The organism is Mesobacillus persicus (assembly GCF_900109925.1).
Taxonomy (GTDB): domain Bacteria; phylum Bacillota; class Bacilli; order Bacillales; family Cytobacillaceae; genus Mesobacillus_B; species Mesobacillus_B persicus.
On sequence record NZ_FOBW01000001.1, the window covers coordinates 62,705 to 79,979 of the forward strand.

18 protein-coding genes are annotated in these 17,275 nt (G+C 40.8%); 14 read left to right on the forward strand and 4 right to left on the reverse strand.

What is annotated here, in order from left to right:
• The first annotated feature begins 10 nt into the window (after window positions 1-10).
• The 6 genes from BMX30_RS00335 to BMX30_RS00360 all read left to right on the forward strand — a co-directional run bounded on the left by BMX30_RS00335 (window position 11) and on the right by BMX30_RS00360 (window position 7,910).
• Window positions 11-1,375, forward strand: coding sequence for an FAD-binding oxidoreductase (locus BMX30_RS00335; RefSeq protein ID WP_211482042.1), 1,365 nt, complete (start codon window positions 11-13; stop codon window positions 1,373-1,375).
• Window positions 1,376-1,600: 225 nt separating this feature from the next.
• Window positions 1,601-2,368, forward strand: a complete 768-nt coding sequence (locus BMX30_RS00340; protein WP_090740052.1) for a hypothetical protein — start codon at window positions 1,601-1,603, stop codon at window positions 2,366-2,368.
• Between the two features lie 71 nt (window positions 2,369-2,439).
• Window positions 2,440-2,958: a hypothetical protein gene (locus BMX30_RS24195; RefSeq protein ID WP_342028052.1), complete on the forward strand. Its 519-nt coding sequence runs from the start codon at window positions 2,440-2,442 to the stop codon at window positions 2,956-2,958.
• Window positions 2,959-2,980: 22 nt separating this feature from the next.
• Window positions 2,981-3,265: a hypothetical protein gene (locus BMX30_RS00350; protein ID WP_090740055.1), complete on the forward strand. Its 285-nt coding sequence runs from the start codon at window positions 2,981-2,983 to the stop codon at window positions 3,263-3,265.
• Between the two features lie 21 nt (window positions 3,266-3,286).
• Entirely contained in the window at window positions 3,287-6,940 is a 3,654-nt protein-coding gene (locus tag BMX30_RS00355) for a multicopper oxidase domain-containing protein (RefSeq protein WP_090740058.1), read from the forward strand.
• A gap of 82 nt (window positions 6,941-7,022) precedes the next feature.
• Window positions 7,023-7,910, forward strand: a complete 888-nt coding sequence (locus BMX30_RS00360; RefSeq protein ID WP_139195369.1) for an LSm family protein — start codon at window positions 7,023-7,025, stop codon at window positions 7,908-7,910.
• Window positions 7,911-8,335: 425 nt separating this feature from the next.
• Here BMX30_RS00360 and BMX30_RS23160 read toward each other — a convergent pair whose 3' ends face one another.
• Window positions 8,336-8,854, reverse strand: coding sequence for a hypothetical protein (locus tag BMX30_RS23160; protein WP_139195370.1), 519 nt, complete (start codon window positions 8,852-8,854; stop codon window positions 8,336-8,338).
• A 629-nt stretch (window positions 8,855-9,483) separates the two neighbouring features.
• On the opposite strand from BMX30_RS23160, the gene BMX30_RS00370 reads away from it, so the two are divergent.
• Entirely contained in the window at window positions 9,484-9,735 is a 252-nt protein-coding gene (locus tag BMX30_RS00370; RefSeq protein ID WP_090740067.1) for a hypothetical protein, read from the forward strand.
• A gap of 214 nt (window positions 9,736-9,949) precedes the next feature.
• Window positions 9,950-10,198, forward strand: a complete 249-nt coding sequence (locus tag BMX30_RS00375) for a hypothetical protein (RefSeq protein ID WP_090740070.1) — start codon at window positions 9,950-9,952, stop codon at window positions 10,196-10,198.
• A 93-nt stretch (window positions 10,199-10,291) separates the two neighbouring features.
• Here the strand turns inward: BMX30_RS00375 and BMX30_RS00380 are convergent, their stop codons facing one another.
• The 3 genes from BMX30_RS00380 to BMX30_RS00390 all read right to left on the reverse strand — a co-directional run bounded on the left by BMX30_RS00380 (window position 10,292) and on the right by BMX30_RS00390 (window position 12,740).
• Window positions 10,292-11,698: a hypothetical protein gene (locus BMX30_RS00380; protein WP_090740072.1), complete on the reverse strand. Its 1,407-nt coding sequence runs from the start codon at window positions 11,696-11,698 to the stop codon at window positions 10,292-10,294.
• Window positions 11,699-11,799: 101 nt separating this feature from the next.
• Entirely contained in the window at window positions 11,800-12,261 is a 462-nt protein-coding gene (locus tag BMX30_RS00385) for a hypothetical protein (protein ID WP_090740074.1), read from the reverse strand.
• A 62-nt stretch (window positions 12,262-12,323) separates the two neighbouring features.
• Window positions 12,324-12,740, reverse strand: coding sequence for a hypothetical protein (locus BMX30_RS00390; protein ID WP_244532468.1), 417 nt, complete (start codon window positions 12,738-12,740; stop codon window positions 12,324-12,326).
• 267 nt (window positions 12,741-13,007) lie between these two features.
• Here BMX30_RS00390 and BMX30_RS00395 point away from each other — a divergent pair, with 267 nt between their 5' ends.
• From BMX30_RS00395 to BMX30_RS00420, 6 genes are all read left to right on the forward strand, one after another.
• Complete coding sequence (locus tag BMX30_RS00395; RefSeq protein ID WP_090740077.1) at window positions 13,008-13,610, forward strand: SCO family protein; 603 nt, start codon at window positions 13,008-13,010, stop codon at window positions 13,608-13,610.
• 210 nt (window positions 13,611-13,820) lie between these two features.
• Window positions 13,821-14,777: a peptide-methionine (S)-S-oxide reductase MsrA gene (gene msrA / locus BMX30_RS00400; RefSeq protein ID WP_090740079.1), complete on the forward strand. Its 957-nt coding sequence runs from the start codon at window positions 13,821-13,823 to the stop codon at window positions 14,775-14,777.
• A 99-nt stretch (window positions 14,778-14,876) separates the two neighbouring features.
• Window positions 14,877-15,140, forward strand: a complete 264-nt coding sequence (locus BMX30_RS00405; RefSeq protein WP_090740081.1) for a hypothetical protein — start codon at window positions 14,877-14,879, stop codon at window positions 15,138-15,140.
• Between the two features lie 195 nt (window positions 15,141-15,335).
• Window positions 15,336-15,767 (forward strand): SRPBCC family protein, encoded by a 432-nt coding sequence (locus BMX30_RS00410; RefSeq protein ID WP_090740084.1) that lies wholly within the window; start codon window positions 15,336-15,338, stop codon window positions 15,765-15,767.
• Window positions 15,768-16,094: an ArsR/SmtB family transcription factor gene (locus tag BMX30_RS00415; protein ID WP_090740086.1), complete on the forward strand. Its 327-nt coding sequence runs from the start codon at window positions 15,768-15,770 to the stop codon at window positions 16,092-16,094.
• A 361-nt stretch (window positions 16,095-16,455) separates the two neighbouring features.
• On the forward strand, window positions 16,456-17,214 hold the full coding sequence (locus BMX30_RS00420; protein WP_090740088.1) for an AAA family ATPase: 759 nt from the start codon (window positions 16,456-16,458) through the stop codon (window positions 17,212-17,214).
• The last annotated feature ends 61 nt before the right edge of the window (window positions 17,215-17,275 follow it).

Genomic DNA, 17,275 nt, shown 5'->3' on the forward strand with positions numbered 1-17,275 from the left:
GGTTGCCTTTATGACATTGATGTATGATCAATTATTAAACATCATCCGAGATGTAGACAGAATCTCTCTTAATGAAACGATTCTTGAACAGCATAGCAAAGGAATGACCTACCATACTCCACAAAAACCTGAACTAGTGGTGTACCCGCAAACGAAAGAGGAAGTAAGTCAAATTCTTACTTATGCAAATGAAAGGTGTATACCTGTCACGCCATTCGGAGTGGGAAGTAGTCTTGAGGGGCACATCATCCCTGCCCAAGGCGGAATTACAGTCAATCTTTCACTAATGAACAAGGTGGTGGAAGTTCGCCCAGAAGACTTTTTGGTAAAAGTCCAGCCAGGAGTAACCAGAAGTCAGTTAAATAAGGAATTGAAAAGGCATGGGCTGTTCTTTCCGGTCGACCCTGGAGCTGATGCAACGATTGGTGGAATGGCCTCGACAAACGCCAGTGGCACGAATAGCGTTAAATATGGAACAATGAAAGACCAAGTGTTAGGACTAGAAGTTGTTCTGGCTGATGGTCGTGTTGTCAGGACTGGGGGAATGGCTGTTAAATCATCTGCTGGCTATAACTTGACTAGTTTGCTCGTCGGCTCTGAAGGAACTCTAGGAATTATTACGGAGATTACGTTACGCCTTCAGGGCATTCCTGAAATAATCGTAGCAAGTAGAGCCCTTTTTGCTTCCATTGAGGCAGCGGGTAATGCTGCAGCAGCTATGTTGAAATCGGGCCTTGATTTAGGAAAGGTTGAGTTAGTAGACCAAGCAACGATTCAGGCTGTTAATGCTTATAAAAACACCGATTATCAAGAAGTTCCAACCTTGTTCATTGAAATGAGCGGCAGTGAGCAAGCCGTTAAAAAGGATATGGAGCTAGCTCAGGAAATAGCGGTGGAAGAAGGCTGTCAATTGTTTGAATCTGAAAGTGACTCACTTGCAAGAGCAAAGCTTTGGGAGGCAAGACATCATGTTGCCTTTGCCATTCAGGCTGCTAATCCAGGAAAAGGTTTGTTATCAACAGATGTGTGCGTCCCGATTTCGGAACTTCCTAATGCGATCAAGGAAACGAGGAAGTTGATTGAACGGCACGGAGTGGAAGCCGCAATCTTTGGTCATGTTGGAGACGGAAATTATCATGCGGTGCTTTCAATTGATGCAAACGATCCGGAAAGTGTGAAAAAAATTGAAGAGATTAATCAACAGATTGTGGCTTATGCGTTAGCAAAGGGTGGAACATGCACTGGAGAGCATGGAATCGGTTTAGGGAAAAAACAGTTTTTACGTTTAGAGCATGGTGAGGCTGTTGACATTATGAAAGAGATTAAGGTGGTCTTTGATCCAAAAAGAATTTTAAATCCAGGAAAAATCTTTTAAATATAATCTCTATCCATATACGAAGAGTAACGGCTCCTTTCGATCGAAAGGGGCTTTTATTGTGGGCTGATTAGAAATTTAGTACGATCGTGCGATAAAGGGCACGTGCTCACCAACTTTTTGCCTGTTTTATGTAGGTATTCGTTTGTTTTCTTATAATCTATATACCATATAATGCCACCAACCATAGGATATAAGGACTATGATTAGGGGGGAGGGAAAAGATTGAGAACGGGGATGCGGCATCAAGAATACATTAAAGCCTTACTTGAAAAAAGGGCAAAAGAGCAAAGAAAAATTAATCCAATACATGAAACAGGCGAGAAACTTACTTCCCCTCCAAGTGCAACGACCCTAGAAGAAAACAAATTACTAACGGAGTATATCGAACAGGCAAACTTGCAAAAACTTGCGAGTTCAATTCCAACCCAAAAACACCCATTATTCCTGAAAAAGTTCTTCAAAATGAAAAGGAATCAGCAAGTCGTTGTATATGTGAATAAGAATGACAGCGTTTATGAGGTAATGGGTAGAGTCAGTACCGTTGGGCGCGACTTTGTCATGTTGAATAATTTAACAGATCGTATATGGATTCCCTATGGTGTGATTAGCTCGGCAAATATCCCATCAGGAGTCCCAAACTTTACAAACTCACATCAATACTTTCTCTATGACAACGAGTTGAAAAAGAAACTGATGACGAACTTTGGAGACACCGTTTCAAAAAGAGACTTACTGAAGCAACAATTTTATGAAGAAACACTAAGGACCAATGTAAACTCATGGAGAGGACTTTGGGTCGAGGTGACTAGTAACGCGAAAAGTTATATTGGTAGGATCGAGGTTTCTGAGAAAAAGGGGCTAACACTAAGAAGTATGTTCGATGGTAATGAAATACAATGGGCGGATATAACTCATATCCAATCGATTGGTTCAATTTCTAAATGGAAGCACTGTTTCAAGGACATATGGAACAAGATGTTTTCAATTTAGGAAAATAGTCGTTGCCTTGAAGACTTGTCAGAATATGATGACTATAACATAACGAATGGAGGATGAAATCTGTGTCAGAAAAACATTCAAAGTCTGAAGAAGAAGTAGAGATTGAGGTCAAACTTAAAACAGAAGTGAAAGACGAGATGGGTGACCAATTTGACTACCACGAAGATAAAAAGGAGGTCGAAGAAGCAGTAGATAAGCATAAGCCGGATGTTGAAGAAGAGGAAGAGGCAGAGGAAGAAGAACAGGAAGAAGAAGAAGAACAGGAAGAAGAAGAAGAAGAGGAAGAGAGTCCCGAGATTGAAAGCGATGACCTCTTTCGTCAATTTGAGTACCTTATGGGTGACTCGGTCTTAATTGTAACGGAAACTCAGCAGCTAAATTTATTAGGGCAAACGTTCAGACCTATATTCTGCGGAACCGTTTGCGAAGTTGAAACCGGTCACATTACATTGTTCCCAGTAACCATTAAACTACTAAATGCACCCTTTCATCAATCCCCGTTTCCGCTCTCAATCCCTTTTGAAAAAATTGCGCACTTTACCCCTGATTTCGATTGCAATATGAGATTTCCACTAGTCTAAAAATGGAAAAGGAGGTTTATCAATGTCACAACAGTCAATTAACCAATTACATGACGAAGGCTTAATTGAGCATTTTACGATGGGAAAGGGGTACCGCGTGTTTATTTTAACCCCGTCTTACCCATTTATGTTTATTGGAGAGATTAAGGATGTCAGGGATGACATCGTTGATATTTGGGTCGAAACCACCCATTTTTCACAATTGGAAAATCGTCTATGGCATATCCACATCGACAATATTGAAGTGTTTTATATTGAACGTGAAGGAGAACCAGAGATTCCAAGACTCAGTGAAGATTACTATTAATTTGTTGAAGGGGGGAAATAAATGTTAAGAAGATATCATGTTGTTGGAATTCCAATAAGGATTGTGGTAAACAATTTTGGCGACCACAATCCTGATGGAAGAATATATGTTTTAAAGGAAAATGAAGAAAAAGTTAGAGACTTGGTAAGAAAGAATCCATTTACCCCTGTTGATTTAGTGGAGCCACTTACAATTCGAGCATGTGAAGGAGATACAGTCGAAATATTGTTCGAAAACCAGCTTCCATTTGACGCTGGAATGCATTTTCAAGAAGCAGATTATGATGTGTTTGATTCTGATGGAGCTGATGCAGGCCTTAATCCTGATACGACTGTTCCTTGTGGAAAATCAATTCTTTATCGAATTTATGCCTCCCGTGAAGGCACCTTTTTCTTTACGGACCTAGGAAATGTTTCTAGTACAGAAAAAGGGTCAAGCATACAAGGGTTATTTGGCGCCCTTCTAGTACAGAGAAGAGGATCAACATGGACAGATCCGGTGACGGGTGGTCCGTTACACAGTGGCGTTTATGCAGATATTCACCATCCGTTTTTACCATCTTTCAGAGAATATGCTTGGTATTTTAGCGATGAAATGGAAATTGATGATTTGACTGGTAATAGTCCATTGAATCCGATGACCAACCAAGAAGGAGAGTCTTTTCATGGTGTAAACTTGCGGTATGAACCAATGGCCAATCGAAAACGCCTCATTGATGAAGGTGTTGTTTGCCCGGATTGTGATGCAGAGGAAGTCCACCATGATTCTTGGGTTTTCGGTGATCCTGCGACGCCGATTCTTCGAGGCTACAAAGGGGACCCGGCTATCATTAGGCTGATTCATGGAGGCGCAAAAGAAACACATGTTTTCCATTATCATGTGCATCAATGGTTAGGTGACCCGACGAATACTCAAGCAGAGATTCTTGACTCTCAGGCGATTAGTCCTCAATCTCATTACGATGTTCAGCCACTTTATGGGCTTGGTAGTCTTCACGGTGCGATTGGCGATGTGATTATCCATTGTCATTTATATCCACACTTTGGAGCCGGGATGTGGGGGATTAATCGGATTTTTGACACTCTTCAAGACGGAAGTCAGTGCTACCCGAATGGAATGCCAATTGCGCCGCTCAAACCTTTACCAGATAGACCAGCGCCACCGGAACCGACACCCGAACGACCTGGGTTTCCAAACTTTATTCCAGGAAAAGTAGGTTTCAAAGCACCGAGACCACCTTTAGGAATTGTTGGTGGACGTGAAATGACTGAATTAGAAAAAAATACGGCTATTCCAAATGCAAGGCCAGGGGCTGTATTTGCTGAGCCGACTTTAGAAAATGCAAATGTAGTGGAATTTAATGTTTCGGCTATCGAGTTACCAGTAGTCTATAACAAGCAAGGCTGGCACGACCCGAAAGCGAGGTTTTATGTGTTTGATGAGGATTTAGATGACATCTTATCAGGGAAAAAGGAACCAGAACCACTTGTCTTTCATGTCCCAGCTGGTACTGTTATCCGCTTTAATTACACGAATAGGTTGCCGCATATCTTAGATGGAGACGCCTTTCAGTTGGTGACGAGAACGTATGAATCCGGATATCATATTCACTTTGTGAAGTTTGATGTGCTTGTTTCAGATGGAGCGAACACAGGGTGGAATTACGATAGCTCAGTTCTTCCGGGGGAGACCATCCAATATGAGTGGTACGCAGACACAGAGTTGAAGGCCTTCTTCGTTCATGACCATCTGTTTGCGAACTCGCATCAGCAACACGGCATGTTTGGGGCTGGTGTCGTACAACCAAGGTTTTCGAAATTTTTCGACTCCTGTACAGGGGAAGAGGTGGACCACGGTACACAAGTGACGGTATCCCATCCACTTATTCCGGATTATCGGGACTTCTCTTTATTTGCCCAAGATTTTACGATGTTATTCGATAAGGATGGTTGTCCAATCCAACCTCCTCCATTCCCAGGCTCAGAAGATGATCCCGGTGTGTTTGCCGTTAATTATAAGTGTGAACCACTAAAGTTTCGGTTAGGAGAAGATTGTGACCCAGCGTATTCCTTTAGTTCTTATGTAAATGGGGATCCAGTTACTCCAATTTTAAGAGGATATGCAGGAGATCCAATCCGAATCCGGCTTTTACAGGGAGCACATGAGGAGTCACACAGTTTTAATGTTCATGGTCTTAAGTGGAAAGAAGAACGACCAGATTTGGGTTCGCATTTCAATTCTCAACAGCATATTGGCATTTCAGAATCGTTCACGTTTGAAACAGAGTTGAAAGGACCGGGCGACTATCTGTGGGCGTTTGAGACAGAAGAAGATGTTTGGCTCGGAACATGGGGCTTGATTAGAGCATATGAAGAGCTTGTCGACGATTTGATTGTCCTTACAGACAAATCCTGTCCGCCACCACGGACAAAACCGCTCCCGTGTCCGACAGGGAAGCCACCAGCACGTGCAGAGCCATTATCGACTTTGCCGCCACATGCAACTCCATGCGCGCCGGTCCGAAGGTATGATGTGGTCGCCTTCCAAACACCAATCATTTACAACTCATATGGTGACCATGATCCGTATGGGATAGTCTTTGCCCTTGCGGAGGATGTGGATGACATCCTTTCAGGTAAAAAGAATCCTGAACCACTAGTCCTGAGGGCCAATGTGGGAGATCTGGTTGAGGTGTCACTCACGAGTCGTCTGAAATTTGATTTATTTCCATTTAAAGACGGAATTCATCCTTACCCGCCAGTAAAAGAGCAAGCGTTTTATCCACCGTCTCTACGAATTTCACTCCACACTAGTTTACTTGATTATGATGTTCGAACATCAAGTGGGGATACGGTTGGCTATAATCCGGATCAGACAGTTGGACCAGGTGAGGTAATCACTTATCGTTGGTTTGTGGATGGGCAACATGGAACCTGCGCCATGTGGGATATGGCAGATTTAAGAAATCACCGTTCATTTGGGACCTTTGGTGCTTTTATCGCAGAGCCGCGCTTTACGACGTACCATGACCCTTATACGCTAGAAGAGGTTAAAACGGGGGCGAACGTTGTACTGAAAAACCCACTGGTTCCAACGACTAGAGAGTATGTGCTGATTATGCACGACGGGGTCCGACTTGAAGATAAAAATGGTCAACTAATTGTTGACCCAGTGGATGGAATCATTCCGGGTATAGAAGAAGAAGAGGCGGGTGATCTCCTAGACACCTATGATAATGGTTCCCGTGGATTCAATTACCGGAGCGAGAGGTTAATTAACCGCTATCGTGAGCTTCCAAAACTCAGTAAGTTATTTTCATCAGAAGTGTTCGGTGATCCTGCAACACCAATATTTGAAGCATACACTGGTGATGCTGTAACTTTCTGTTTGACGAACCCTTCAGAACGAAGAAGAGCACACACTTTCCATCTCCACGGCCATTACTGGAAATTTGACAGTAAAGATTTAGATTCCCGGGTTCAGTCCTTCGAAGGACATATTGTCGCAGGGTTTACGGCTGATTTACGATTAATTGGTGGTGCTGGTGGAGTGTATAACTTCCCAGGTGATTATCTCTATCGTTCTGGAAATATTAGGTGGGATATTGAACAGGGAATGTGGGGGATCTTCAGAGTCCATGACAAGCTCAAGTCGCATCTACCAAAACTAGAATAAAGGATAAGAAAACGGGGGAGTCACTCCCCCGATATAAAGAAAGGATGTGAAAAAATTGACGAATGAATATGAGGGAAATTTAATGAGTAATTGTGTTCCACTAGGAGAACATGATGATTTCTGTATTCCAGTGGAATGTTGTCCCGAAAGAATACCCACACCACTATACCCTTCTCCTAATTCTCGTTTACCTCATGAAGAACTTGAGGAACTTGAGGCAAGGATAGAAGAGGCCAACAGGCTCCTACTAGACTTAGGTTTGTCTGAACGTGGCAATGGGTTTGATGATGATTTTGAGGAATTAAACGAAGAAGCACGGATGAGAGCTTTTGACGGCTTAGTGGGTCAGCTTGTTCGAGTGAAAATTGATTGTGAGGCCGAAGAGGAAGAAGAACTGTTTGAATCGGTTCGTTCAACCACTAGTGGTTCTCCTCATCGTATTAAAGGAGTTAAAGCGAAAAAACGAGCTAATGGATTCACTAGAAAGAAAAGGAAGGTTAAAAAGAGATCTTTGAAAAGAACGAGCGTACCAGTTACAACTAAACAAGCAAAAAGAACTGTGGAAGGTAGAGTTCACCTGGTTGGTCGAAACTTTGTCCTTCTTAAAAACGAGGAAAAGGAAATCTTTATCCCGTTGCTTAAAGTATGCTCAATCTTTCTGAAAAATCGATACGCGACGCCTGCCAACGAAGCGGACTTGCTATGTATTGACCCTTGCTTCAGAAGAGCATTAACCTTCCAATTTGGCGAAACAGTTGCTTCTTCCCCTGAATTAATTCAACTCTTTTACAGGATCCCCCTTAATATTTATCTACTACTCTTGGAGGGAAAGAAAGTTAGAGTAAGATTAGCTGACCGGTTAGTGGTTGGCACCCTAATAAAAGTAGATAAAGAACAGATAAGATTATGCTTGAAGAATGACAAGGAAAAAACCATCTCACTCAACCAGATTTGTACCATTTTCCATTAAGCAACTTAAAGTTACGCATTTTTCTAGACCCGATTAGAATCGGGTTTTTTGTTGTTAAGGAATTTATAAAAGTTTGAGGGTGTGGATAATTGTGTTCGTACTCTGTATCCAGCTCCAGCGCCTAGCTCCTCGGGTCATAAGCTTGTCTAGCTGCGGCTCCTAGGGACTCGGAAGACATAAGCCACTCCCTTTCAGAAGGAAAAAGCACCTTCTTACAGGGCGCGGTCGTCCGTGTGCAGTCGTCTCCGCTTTTCGTACAATCCGGCCAGAAGGTTAAAGAGCAACCTTCTGGCCGGCTCGTCTAGACTCACGTAGCTGATCAAGGCGCTTGCGCTTTTGTTCCTTTGGCCTAATGAATCATAAAAAAGAAAGGTGCAAAAGTCGACAGTTATTGACCTTTGCACCTTATTCTTTTTAGTACTTTTCTAGAGCTCAATTGAACAGATTTTGTCAAACGGAATGATGCGGTAGCGGTGTTTTTTGCCTTTGCTTGTTTTTCGTTTGCAGCTACCAGTCCTTTTTAGTTTTGCTTTTTTACGCTTGCTGCGGATTTCTACGAAGTTTGTGCCAACAAAACAAACTCGGCCCTTAATATCCTTTTCTTCACCTTCACAATCCACTTTCAGTTTGACGTCACAGTCTAGGAGTTGTCGGAAACGGAACGCTAAGCCTCCTTGTAACCCACCCAAGCGGAGCCTAAAATCATGGCTGCACAAATGTCCGAATCTAAAGTGACCCGAGCAATAGGAACAATGGCAATCTCTATGAGAATGGCCCTTACACCCATGATGATGGCATGACCCATGGTGGGGGAAAGAGTGGTGATGATGATTATTAAAATGGTTATGGTGAAAGAAATAACTATGAGCATGCCCGTAATGACGATGATGATCATCCCCAAAATGACTATCGTGATGGCAGTGATTATGGTGAGAATAACTCATTTTATAGCCTCCTTTCAATAAAATTTATGCTAGTTTTTGAGAGTTAAAGTGACTTTCTAGTTTGTCTCTTTTTTCTTCTGCTTTTCGAATCTTTCAATAAGAATTTCTTCTACTAACTCTTCTAATAATTCTTTAAATTCTTCCTGGTCGACACAAACCTTACAGTTCTGCTTCTTTGGTTTGAGAGGAGTTAACACTTTAAACTCAGTACAGCAGCAACAACAACCAAAGTTACTGTGTTGGGGTGAGTACGAAGGTGAATGGCTTATTCTTGAATGAATAGGTGAATGGTGGTGATGTCTATGGCTATGGCTGTGGCATGTACATTGTTTACTGTGATTAAAATGCATGTTATGGTGCGGGCCTCTACAGCAATGTGAATTCAAATAGGTCATAATAGTCCCTCCTTTCATCGTTCTGTAATATTTTATGCATATTTAACCTAAATGCATAAACGGTTGTCCGCTTTTGAAGTAAAATGGGTAGCAATTTATAATTGTGAATTATTATAAATTTTTGATTTTAACCAAGAAGTTTGTGATTATGGGGATGTTTGTCTACACCCATTTTCGTTTTGAAAATATATTATATTGACTAGATGAATATTTTTCGTGAAAGGAAGGATAAAAGTGACCGAGAAGAATCGAGAAACGATGAAGGACGTTTTATTGAAGCTACCGCCTAATTATATTGTCGGAGCACTATATGTAAACGGGGCAAATATTCCTGTAGCCCGTTTTATTAATTACTCTAAAGGTCTAGCTTATTTCATCGGACCTGATTTAGAGGTAATCCTGATAGATGGGGACAAAATTGATGGCATGAGTTTTACTACTGAAGCATGTTGTGGAGATGAAGAGGAAGAGTTTGAATCATTCTAAGCTTCACCTTTTGATCTTTCTTACAGTGTTTAAAACATGCTGTGAGTATTATGTTGTAGAATTTGCCTGTAAAACCACGTGGGCTTGCCACTAGAGTAAGTCAGTAGCCTCTTTTTCTATTAACTGGCTGTTTGTCCATACGTTTTACGATCAAAGGAATATATTATACTATCCTTAATCTTTAGGGAAATCCTTTAAGAAGGAGGTGTAATTTATGACACAATTTAAAAAGTCGATGGAAGACATCTTGAAAAAGTGTCCACCAGGATACCAGGTTTCTAACCTAATGGGATTTGGCACACCGGTACCTGTTACCCATTTTTCGAACTATGACGATGGATTGGCTTATTTCATTGCTGATGGCCAAGTTTGCGTATATGAGGGTGACAAAATTCATGGGATGATGTTTGGTCCTGCGGATGCTGCTGGTGAATTAGAGGAGGAAGAAGAAGATGAGGCGTAAATCATAGCTTCCAATCTTCAAAGATAGCTGGTTTATGATAAAGCCAGCTATCTTTTTTTTTGAAAATACCTATAAAGGAGCATACTAATAATGCTAGTCGTCGCTTTCATAATCAACATCATTCGCAAAAATGATCCCGTCGATTCTATGGCTTTCAATTGAAATTACATTTTCATCATCAAAGAAATATACGAGTTGTTGGTCAGGTACGTATTGAATAAAAAACGATACATAAATTTCAGTTCCATTTGTAATGATTGATCTTACAGGGTAATTTGAAGGAAGAGATTCAAATAACCTAACCAACCCTACTTTCTCTTCAATTTCATTAACATTATCATCATGCTCGCTGGAAAAAGAAAAGGAGTCATGAGTCCTTTGGTGATGTTCTTTCTCTTTCTTATCCGAGTTGTCTGTTGAGACACGGTGATTCTCAAGTAATTCCTGGTTAGCCTTTTCAGGACCTTCAGGTAGTGGATTGACTTGTTTTGGATGTTGATGGTTCTCTTTCTCGTCCTCAACCTCATCAGTTGAAACAGCGTTCGTGCTGGTATCCTCGCTCTGATTCTCTAATGAATCACTTTGATCAGCATCGTTTTCAGTTTTGGTTTGTTCTGTAAAAATTGGCTCCTCAGTCTGTTGCGCGGTCTCTATATGGTTTTTTTGGCTAAAGTCCATGTATTCCTGAGAAGATGACGATGAAGATGATGACTCCTCATCTGGAAGGAAATACTCCTCATCGCTAATTATTTCATCCATAGATGAAGATTCAGTGTCGGTGGATTGGTGATCATCATTTTTCAAAGTAGTAGCCAATGCTCCCAGGATGGCGGATACGACAACAAAGCCACTTAATTTACCCAATGATGAAGGTTCATCGCTAGAGGAAAGCGGCTCATCATCTCCACTTGATTCAATGGAAGAAGATGATTCCTCGTTTGAGACTTCGTAATCAATGCTACTGGACTCATCCGGTGAGGGGGCAGAGTCATCGCAACAGGTAACCGTTTCATCCTCCACACTTGATTCAATGGAAGAAGATGACTCCTCGTCTGAGACCTCCGAATCAATGCTACTGGATTCATCCGGTGAGGGGGCAGAGTCATCGCAACAGGTAACCGTTTCATCCTCCACACTTGATTCAATGGAAGAAGATGACTCCTCGTCTGAGACCTCCGAATCAATGCTACTGGATTCATCCGGTGAGGGGGCAGAGTCATCGCAACAGGTAACCGTTTCATCATCTCCACTTGATTCAATGGAAGAAGATGATTCCTCGTTTGAGACTTCGTAATCAATGCTACTGGACTCATCCGGTGAGGAAGAATCATCGCAAGAGAAAGTCGATTCATCATTTCCACTTGATTCAACGGACGAAGATTCCTCATGAAAATTTTTATGAAAGAAGGTTTGTTGATTAACCTCCTTAAGAAACTTTTGAATCTGGCTTATATAAAGACTAGGGTTTAGGTTCCGAACGAAATAGGGGAAATTCTCCAATGAGCCTCTCTCCTCTGTATTTTTTTATTAATATATGACTCTAGACTAACGATGTGAGGTTTCTTATTACGTTCAGCGAATCACACTTTTGAACTGTGCAATTATAATCGCTTTGCTAATGTTAGCATGCTAGCTGAAAGCAGTTGAATCCCTAGGCTTAACAGCGACATAAATAACATCATGTCCTGCTCTGCCCAAAGGTCAGCTGGAAGACCGCATAGACTAGGGTCTAGTGCAACAGCCCCTAGCATAGATCCCATGATCCCACCAACGCCTCCATTAAATACACCTGCAATAAACGATTGCATATTGACCATCGAACCAAACAAAGCACCAATTACGATTCCTAGGAATAATGTGAACGTACTGACAACCTCAAGATGCGTAGGAAACAGTAAGAAAAGGTTAAGAGCTAAAACAAAACTACAGGATGTACTAGCTAAAAAAGTAACAGTGAAACCAAATCTCTCACTAAACAGATAACGCTGCCGGTTTAAGGAGAGGTAGGCCCAAGCTGTCACTAAGGTATTAATAAAGGTGATTAAAACCAAGAAAAGGACCATGATTTCCCTCCAAAAAACTTCCTTAATATGACGAATGCCTCAGTTGAGAGCTTTTATATAGATTAAGATCGATAAGCTGAAGTAAGTAATAGCAAATAGCAACTTAAAATAAATACCTCAATGAACAGAATAAACATGGGACCTTCAGATGCCGCTGCACCAACCATTGGCGACATAATCCCCATCATAAGTCCATTAATATACCCGGTTAAAACGGTTTGGTAATCAAATAAAGCACCGAATAACCCTCCTGCCACAATTCCTAATAGCGCTGTTGAAATGGTTACCTCGATGAAATGTAAGGGAAAAAGGTTGATCAATATCACACCAGTTCCGAGTGCCAACCCACCTCCAGCGGCCATTGCAATATTCATCCCTAAGTGGAAGCCGATTAATTTTCGCCGGGGATATAGGAAAAGGTATGCCATACTTGCCGAAGTCAAATTTAACAGTAGAAACCAACCAATCCATTGTGGCACAATGATTCACCTCAGTATTTCATAGGCTCAGAATGTCTTTAGCCCTTTGTAGTTTTTGGGATTAGATGGTCAACAGATGATAAATGCCCACCCATATTCTCCATTAGTTCACTTTATGCATGATTTAGGGTTTAGGTGTTTGCTAATGTCATTATGATTTTTCATGGTAAAGGCCCTTATTATGATTGTGAACATCACCTTTGTTACTCCGTTCCATAAGATACTAGAAAGGGTTTATGTAAGAAAAACTAGCTGTGAGGGATAACCATGCGGAAGAAGGTTTCATATGTTTTAATCAGTCTTATAATTTTAGCGATAGGAATATTTGCGCTGAATAAGGTCCTGAGCACGGGTAAAGAAATGCCGGTACTCGACGAGGCTGTTCCATTTGTGATGAAGGATGCCTACCATGAATCTTACGACTCTAATAATCAAAAGGTTAAACTCTTGGCCTTTTTTTACACCAATTGTCCAGATATATGTCCACTAACAATGATGGATTTCTCACTTCTTCAACAAGGTTTACAGGAATCAGACCTTTTTGGGACAGAGGTGGAACTGGTGGCCATAACTCTTGATCCTGAAGTTGACACTTATGATGTTATTAAGGATTATGCAAAAAACTTTAATGCGAATCGTGATGGATGGAGGTTCCTAAGAGGGAGTCCTGAAGAAACAAAAAGAATTGCTGACTCCTTTCATATGAAATATAAAAAAGTTGAAGGAGATTATATTGCACATAATACAACGATGTTTTTAATTGACCAAAACAATAAAATTAGAGGGTTATACGATATGGCGAACGCAAAGGAAAGAGTGGATACGGAAGAAATTATGAAGTCTATTGAAAAGTTGGTTCAATCCAAGTAATAATAATATATCCAATTTATTTGCATAGCAATTAGCGATAGAACCTTTCAAGAGGGGGAAGAGTGATTGTATTCCCCCTTATAAACAGCAGAATAGTTGCGAGAAAATGTGTAAACGTGTAGCCTTTATAATTAATAGCATCTTCATGGTGTAATCGAACTGTTTTATTTTAAAATAGGGAAGAGACTTAATTATAAGGAGTTGGCGTTAATGTCTGAACAATTTGAGAAGGCAACATTTGCTGGGGGCTGTTTCTGGTGCATGGTGCAGCCATTTGATGAGCAACCAGGGATTAAGGAAATCGTTTCAGGCTATACAGGGGGGCATAAGGAAAACCCTACATATGAGGAAGTTTGCTCAGATACAACTGGACATTATGAAGCCGTTCAAATCACATTTGATCCAGAAGTATTTCCTTATGAAAAATTGCTAGAGTTGTTCTGGCAGCAGATTGATCCAACCGATGAAGGTGGACAATTTAATGATCGTGGGCTCTCATATCGTACAGCGATTTTTTATCACAATGAAGCACAAAGAGAAATGGCTGAAGAATCCAAAGCTCAAGTAGCTTCAAGTGGTCGTTTTCAAAAACCAATCGTCACAGCGATTTTGCCTGCATCGACTTTTTACCGTGCAGAGGAAAAGCACCAAGATTATTATAAAAAGAATTCCTTTCATTACAACCTTTACAAAGAAGGGTCTGGGAGAGCACGCTTTATCCGTGAAAATTGGAAGAAGACAAAAAGTGAAGAGGACTTACGCAAGGAGTTAACGCCGATTCAATATGAAGTGACTCGAAATAATGCGACAGAACCTCCTTTCCGTAACGAGTTTTGGAATCATACGGAAGAAGGAATTTACGTGGATATTATATCAGGTGAGCCGCTGTTTAGTTCTAGTGATAAATATGATGCGGGTTGTGGATGGCCGAGCTTTACCCAGCCAATCCGTCGTTCTGAAATAGATGAAAAGCTTGATACCTCGCATGGCATGAGAAGAATAGAAGTAAGAGGAAAAACCGCCGATACGCACCTTGGTCATGTATTTGACGACGGACCAGGCCCAGATGGAGCAAGATATTGTATTAACTCTGCTGCCTTAAGATTTGTTCCAAAAGATAAACTAGAAGAAGAAGGCTACGGCGAATTTCTTTCGTTATTTATGTAAGTATATGTAAGGTGCCAGGCACCATCCAAAAATTGGATGGCGCCTGGCACCTTTTTGTTGGAAAAGCTGATGGTAAGAACTCTATGAGGTGATTATGGAATGCAGAATATTAGCGGAAATATCTTAACTGGTGGGTTTGATGAGGAAGGAAAGGTATTTACGATTGAGACCGTCAAAAATTTTTATACCGAAACAACCTTAAAGGAGCACCAAGTACAAAGTTTGTGTAAATACTTAAGTGAGCATCAAGACGAGGACGGACAGGTCGTCTCGCTTTTCGATCAAATGCTGATTCGATTATCGCAATCCGAAGTGCAATTGTTGTTAACAGACCTGGAAAGAATTAGATTGATGTACCATTAGTAGATTGTGAGCCATTAGTTAATATTATTTCGGCTTCTCTAACAGAGAGGAAAGGATTAGCAGGGTGTATATTGGTACATTTCTATATTGGTCATTAGCTGTCAATTCTAAATTTATTGACATGAAACCAGAGGGTGTTATAATTTAAACGTGAAACCAAAAGGTGTTATATACTATTGACGATAGGAGAATTAGATGGAAACAAACAAGCAAACCACAGTCCCTGAAATTAAGCAAACAATCTTAATTGAAGCACCAATCCAGAAGGTTTGGAATTTCGTATCAACTTCGGAGGGGATTGAAGCATGGTTCATGCCGAATAATTTTGAGCCAACAGTGGGTCATGAGTTTCATGTACAATCCCCATTCGGTCCATCTCCATGTAAGGTGTTAGATATCGAAGATCCGAACCGCCTCTCATTTTCTTGGGATACAGATGGATGGATTGTCTCCTTTATCTTAAAAGAGGTAGATGACAAGACTGAATTTACCCTAATACATGGTGGTTGGAAACATCCGGATGAAGTTATTGGAAAAGCAAACGAGACAAGCTCTGTTATCCGCGAACGTATGGCTCAAGGTTGGGTAGGTATTGTAGAGAACCTTAAAAAGGTTGTTGAGAAGTAAGTGCCAGCAGCAAAGCATGATGTATTTCAGGCTATTGCCGATCCAACTCGCCGTGAGGTACTTAAAATCCTTTCTAAAGAGGAAATGCCTATTTCAAGAATAACTTCATATTTTCCTGTAAGTCGGACTGCAATTGTAAAGCATCTACAAATTCTTTCCGATGCAAAGTTAGTAAGTGCGAGAAAACAGGGAAGGGAAAAAATATATGCCCTTCATGCCGAGCCTCTAAACGATGTCAAAGAATGGTTGGGTTATTACGAACAGTTTTGGCATAATAAATTGGCTATATTGAAACATCTTGTAGAACACGAAGAAGATAATAAGTAAATATTGGTCTAGTGCCAATCATCATTCCGAAAAGTGGTGGTGAATGGTACTAGGAATTTTGATAATGGTCAATAAGAGGTGCGTAATGGGGATTCGCAAGAGAGCATTCAAAAAGAGTAAAAAACGAAACAAGAATGCTTATACCTTTTGGGATGGGGTTAGTGACGTCTTGTTTTATATCCCTGAACTGATCATGCTGCCTATCCGATTCTTATTATCTTTTTTTCGCTCTCTTTTAAGAGCAATCTCCGAACCTATTTGATGGAGTTTAGTAAAGAGTAATTACAATGTAACGACTCCACCGCTTTTATTGAATCCTTAAATACATAAAATTAATAGAACAATCTAGGTGGTGCAAAGGTTGAAATTAAATAAAGATACTCAATACGTTCGAGGAGCATATCTAAAAAGAGATTTGATAACTTCATATGAGGATTTCCCCTTTAATCTACCTGCAATCCGTAACTTTCGAGATTTAAATTTTCACCCTAGTGTTACGTACATTATTGGGGAAAATGGGATGGGAAAATCTACTTTGCTTGAGGCAATTGCCATTGCGTTAGGATTCAATCCAGAAGGTGGGACATTAAATTTTAGATTTTCAAGTTTTGATTCACATTCCGAGTTGGACCATTTTCTCCGGCTTATAAAGGGTGCAAACAGAGCAAGGGATCACTTCTTCTTCCGCGCAGAAACCTTTTATAATGTCGCAACTAATATTGAAGAGTTGGACAGAGAGCCTTCTAGTGCTCCCAAAATAATTGATTCCTTTGGAGGGAAATCACTCCACGAGCAATCGCATGGCGAGTCCTTTTTCGCTGCTTTTATTGAGCGATTTCAGGGGAACGGGTTGTATATTCTTGACGAGCCAGAAGCGGCGCTATCTCCAGTCAGGCAAATGTCCATGCTAGCAAGGATTAATGACCTAGTGAATCAAGGCTCACAATTTATCATTTCCACCCATTCACCTATTATTATGGCCTATCCAGATGCGCAAATCATTCAATTGACAGGAGAGGGAATGACTGAGACAACATTGGAAGAAACAGATCATTATTCCTTTATGAAGCAATTCTTTGATAATAAGGACCGGATATTGCATCATCTTTTCAATAAATGAAATGAAGCAAAGCAATGATAAAAAAGTGACTAGGAGAGGAGTTACCTGCCTAGTCACTTTT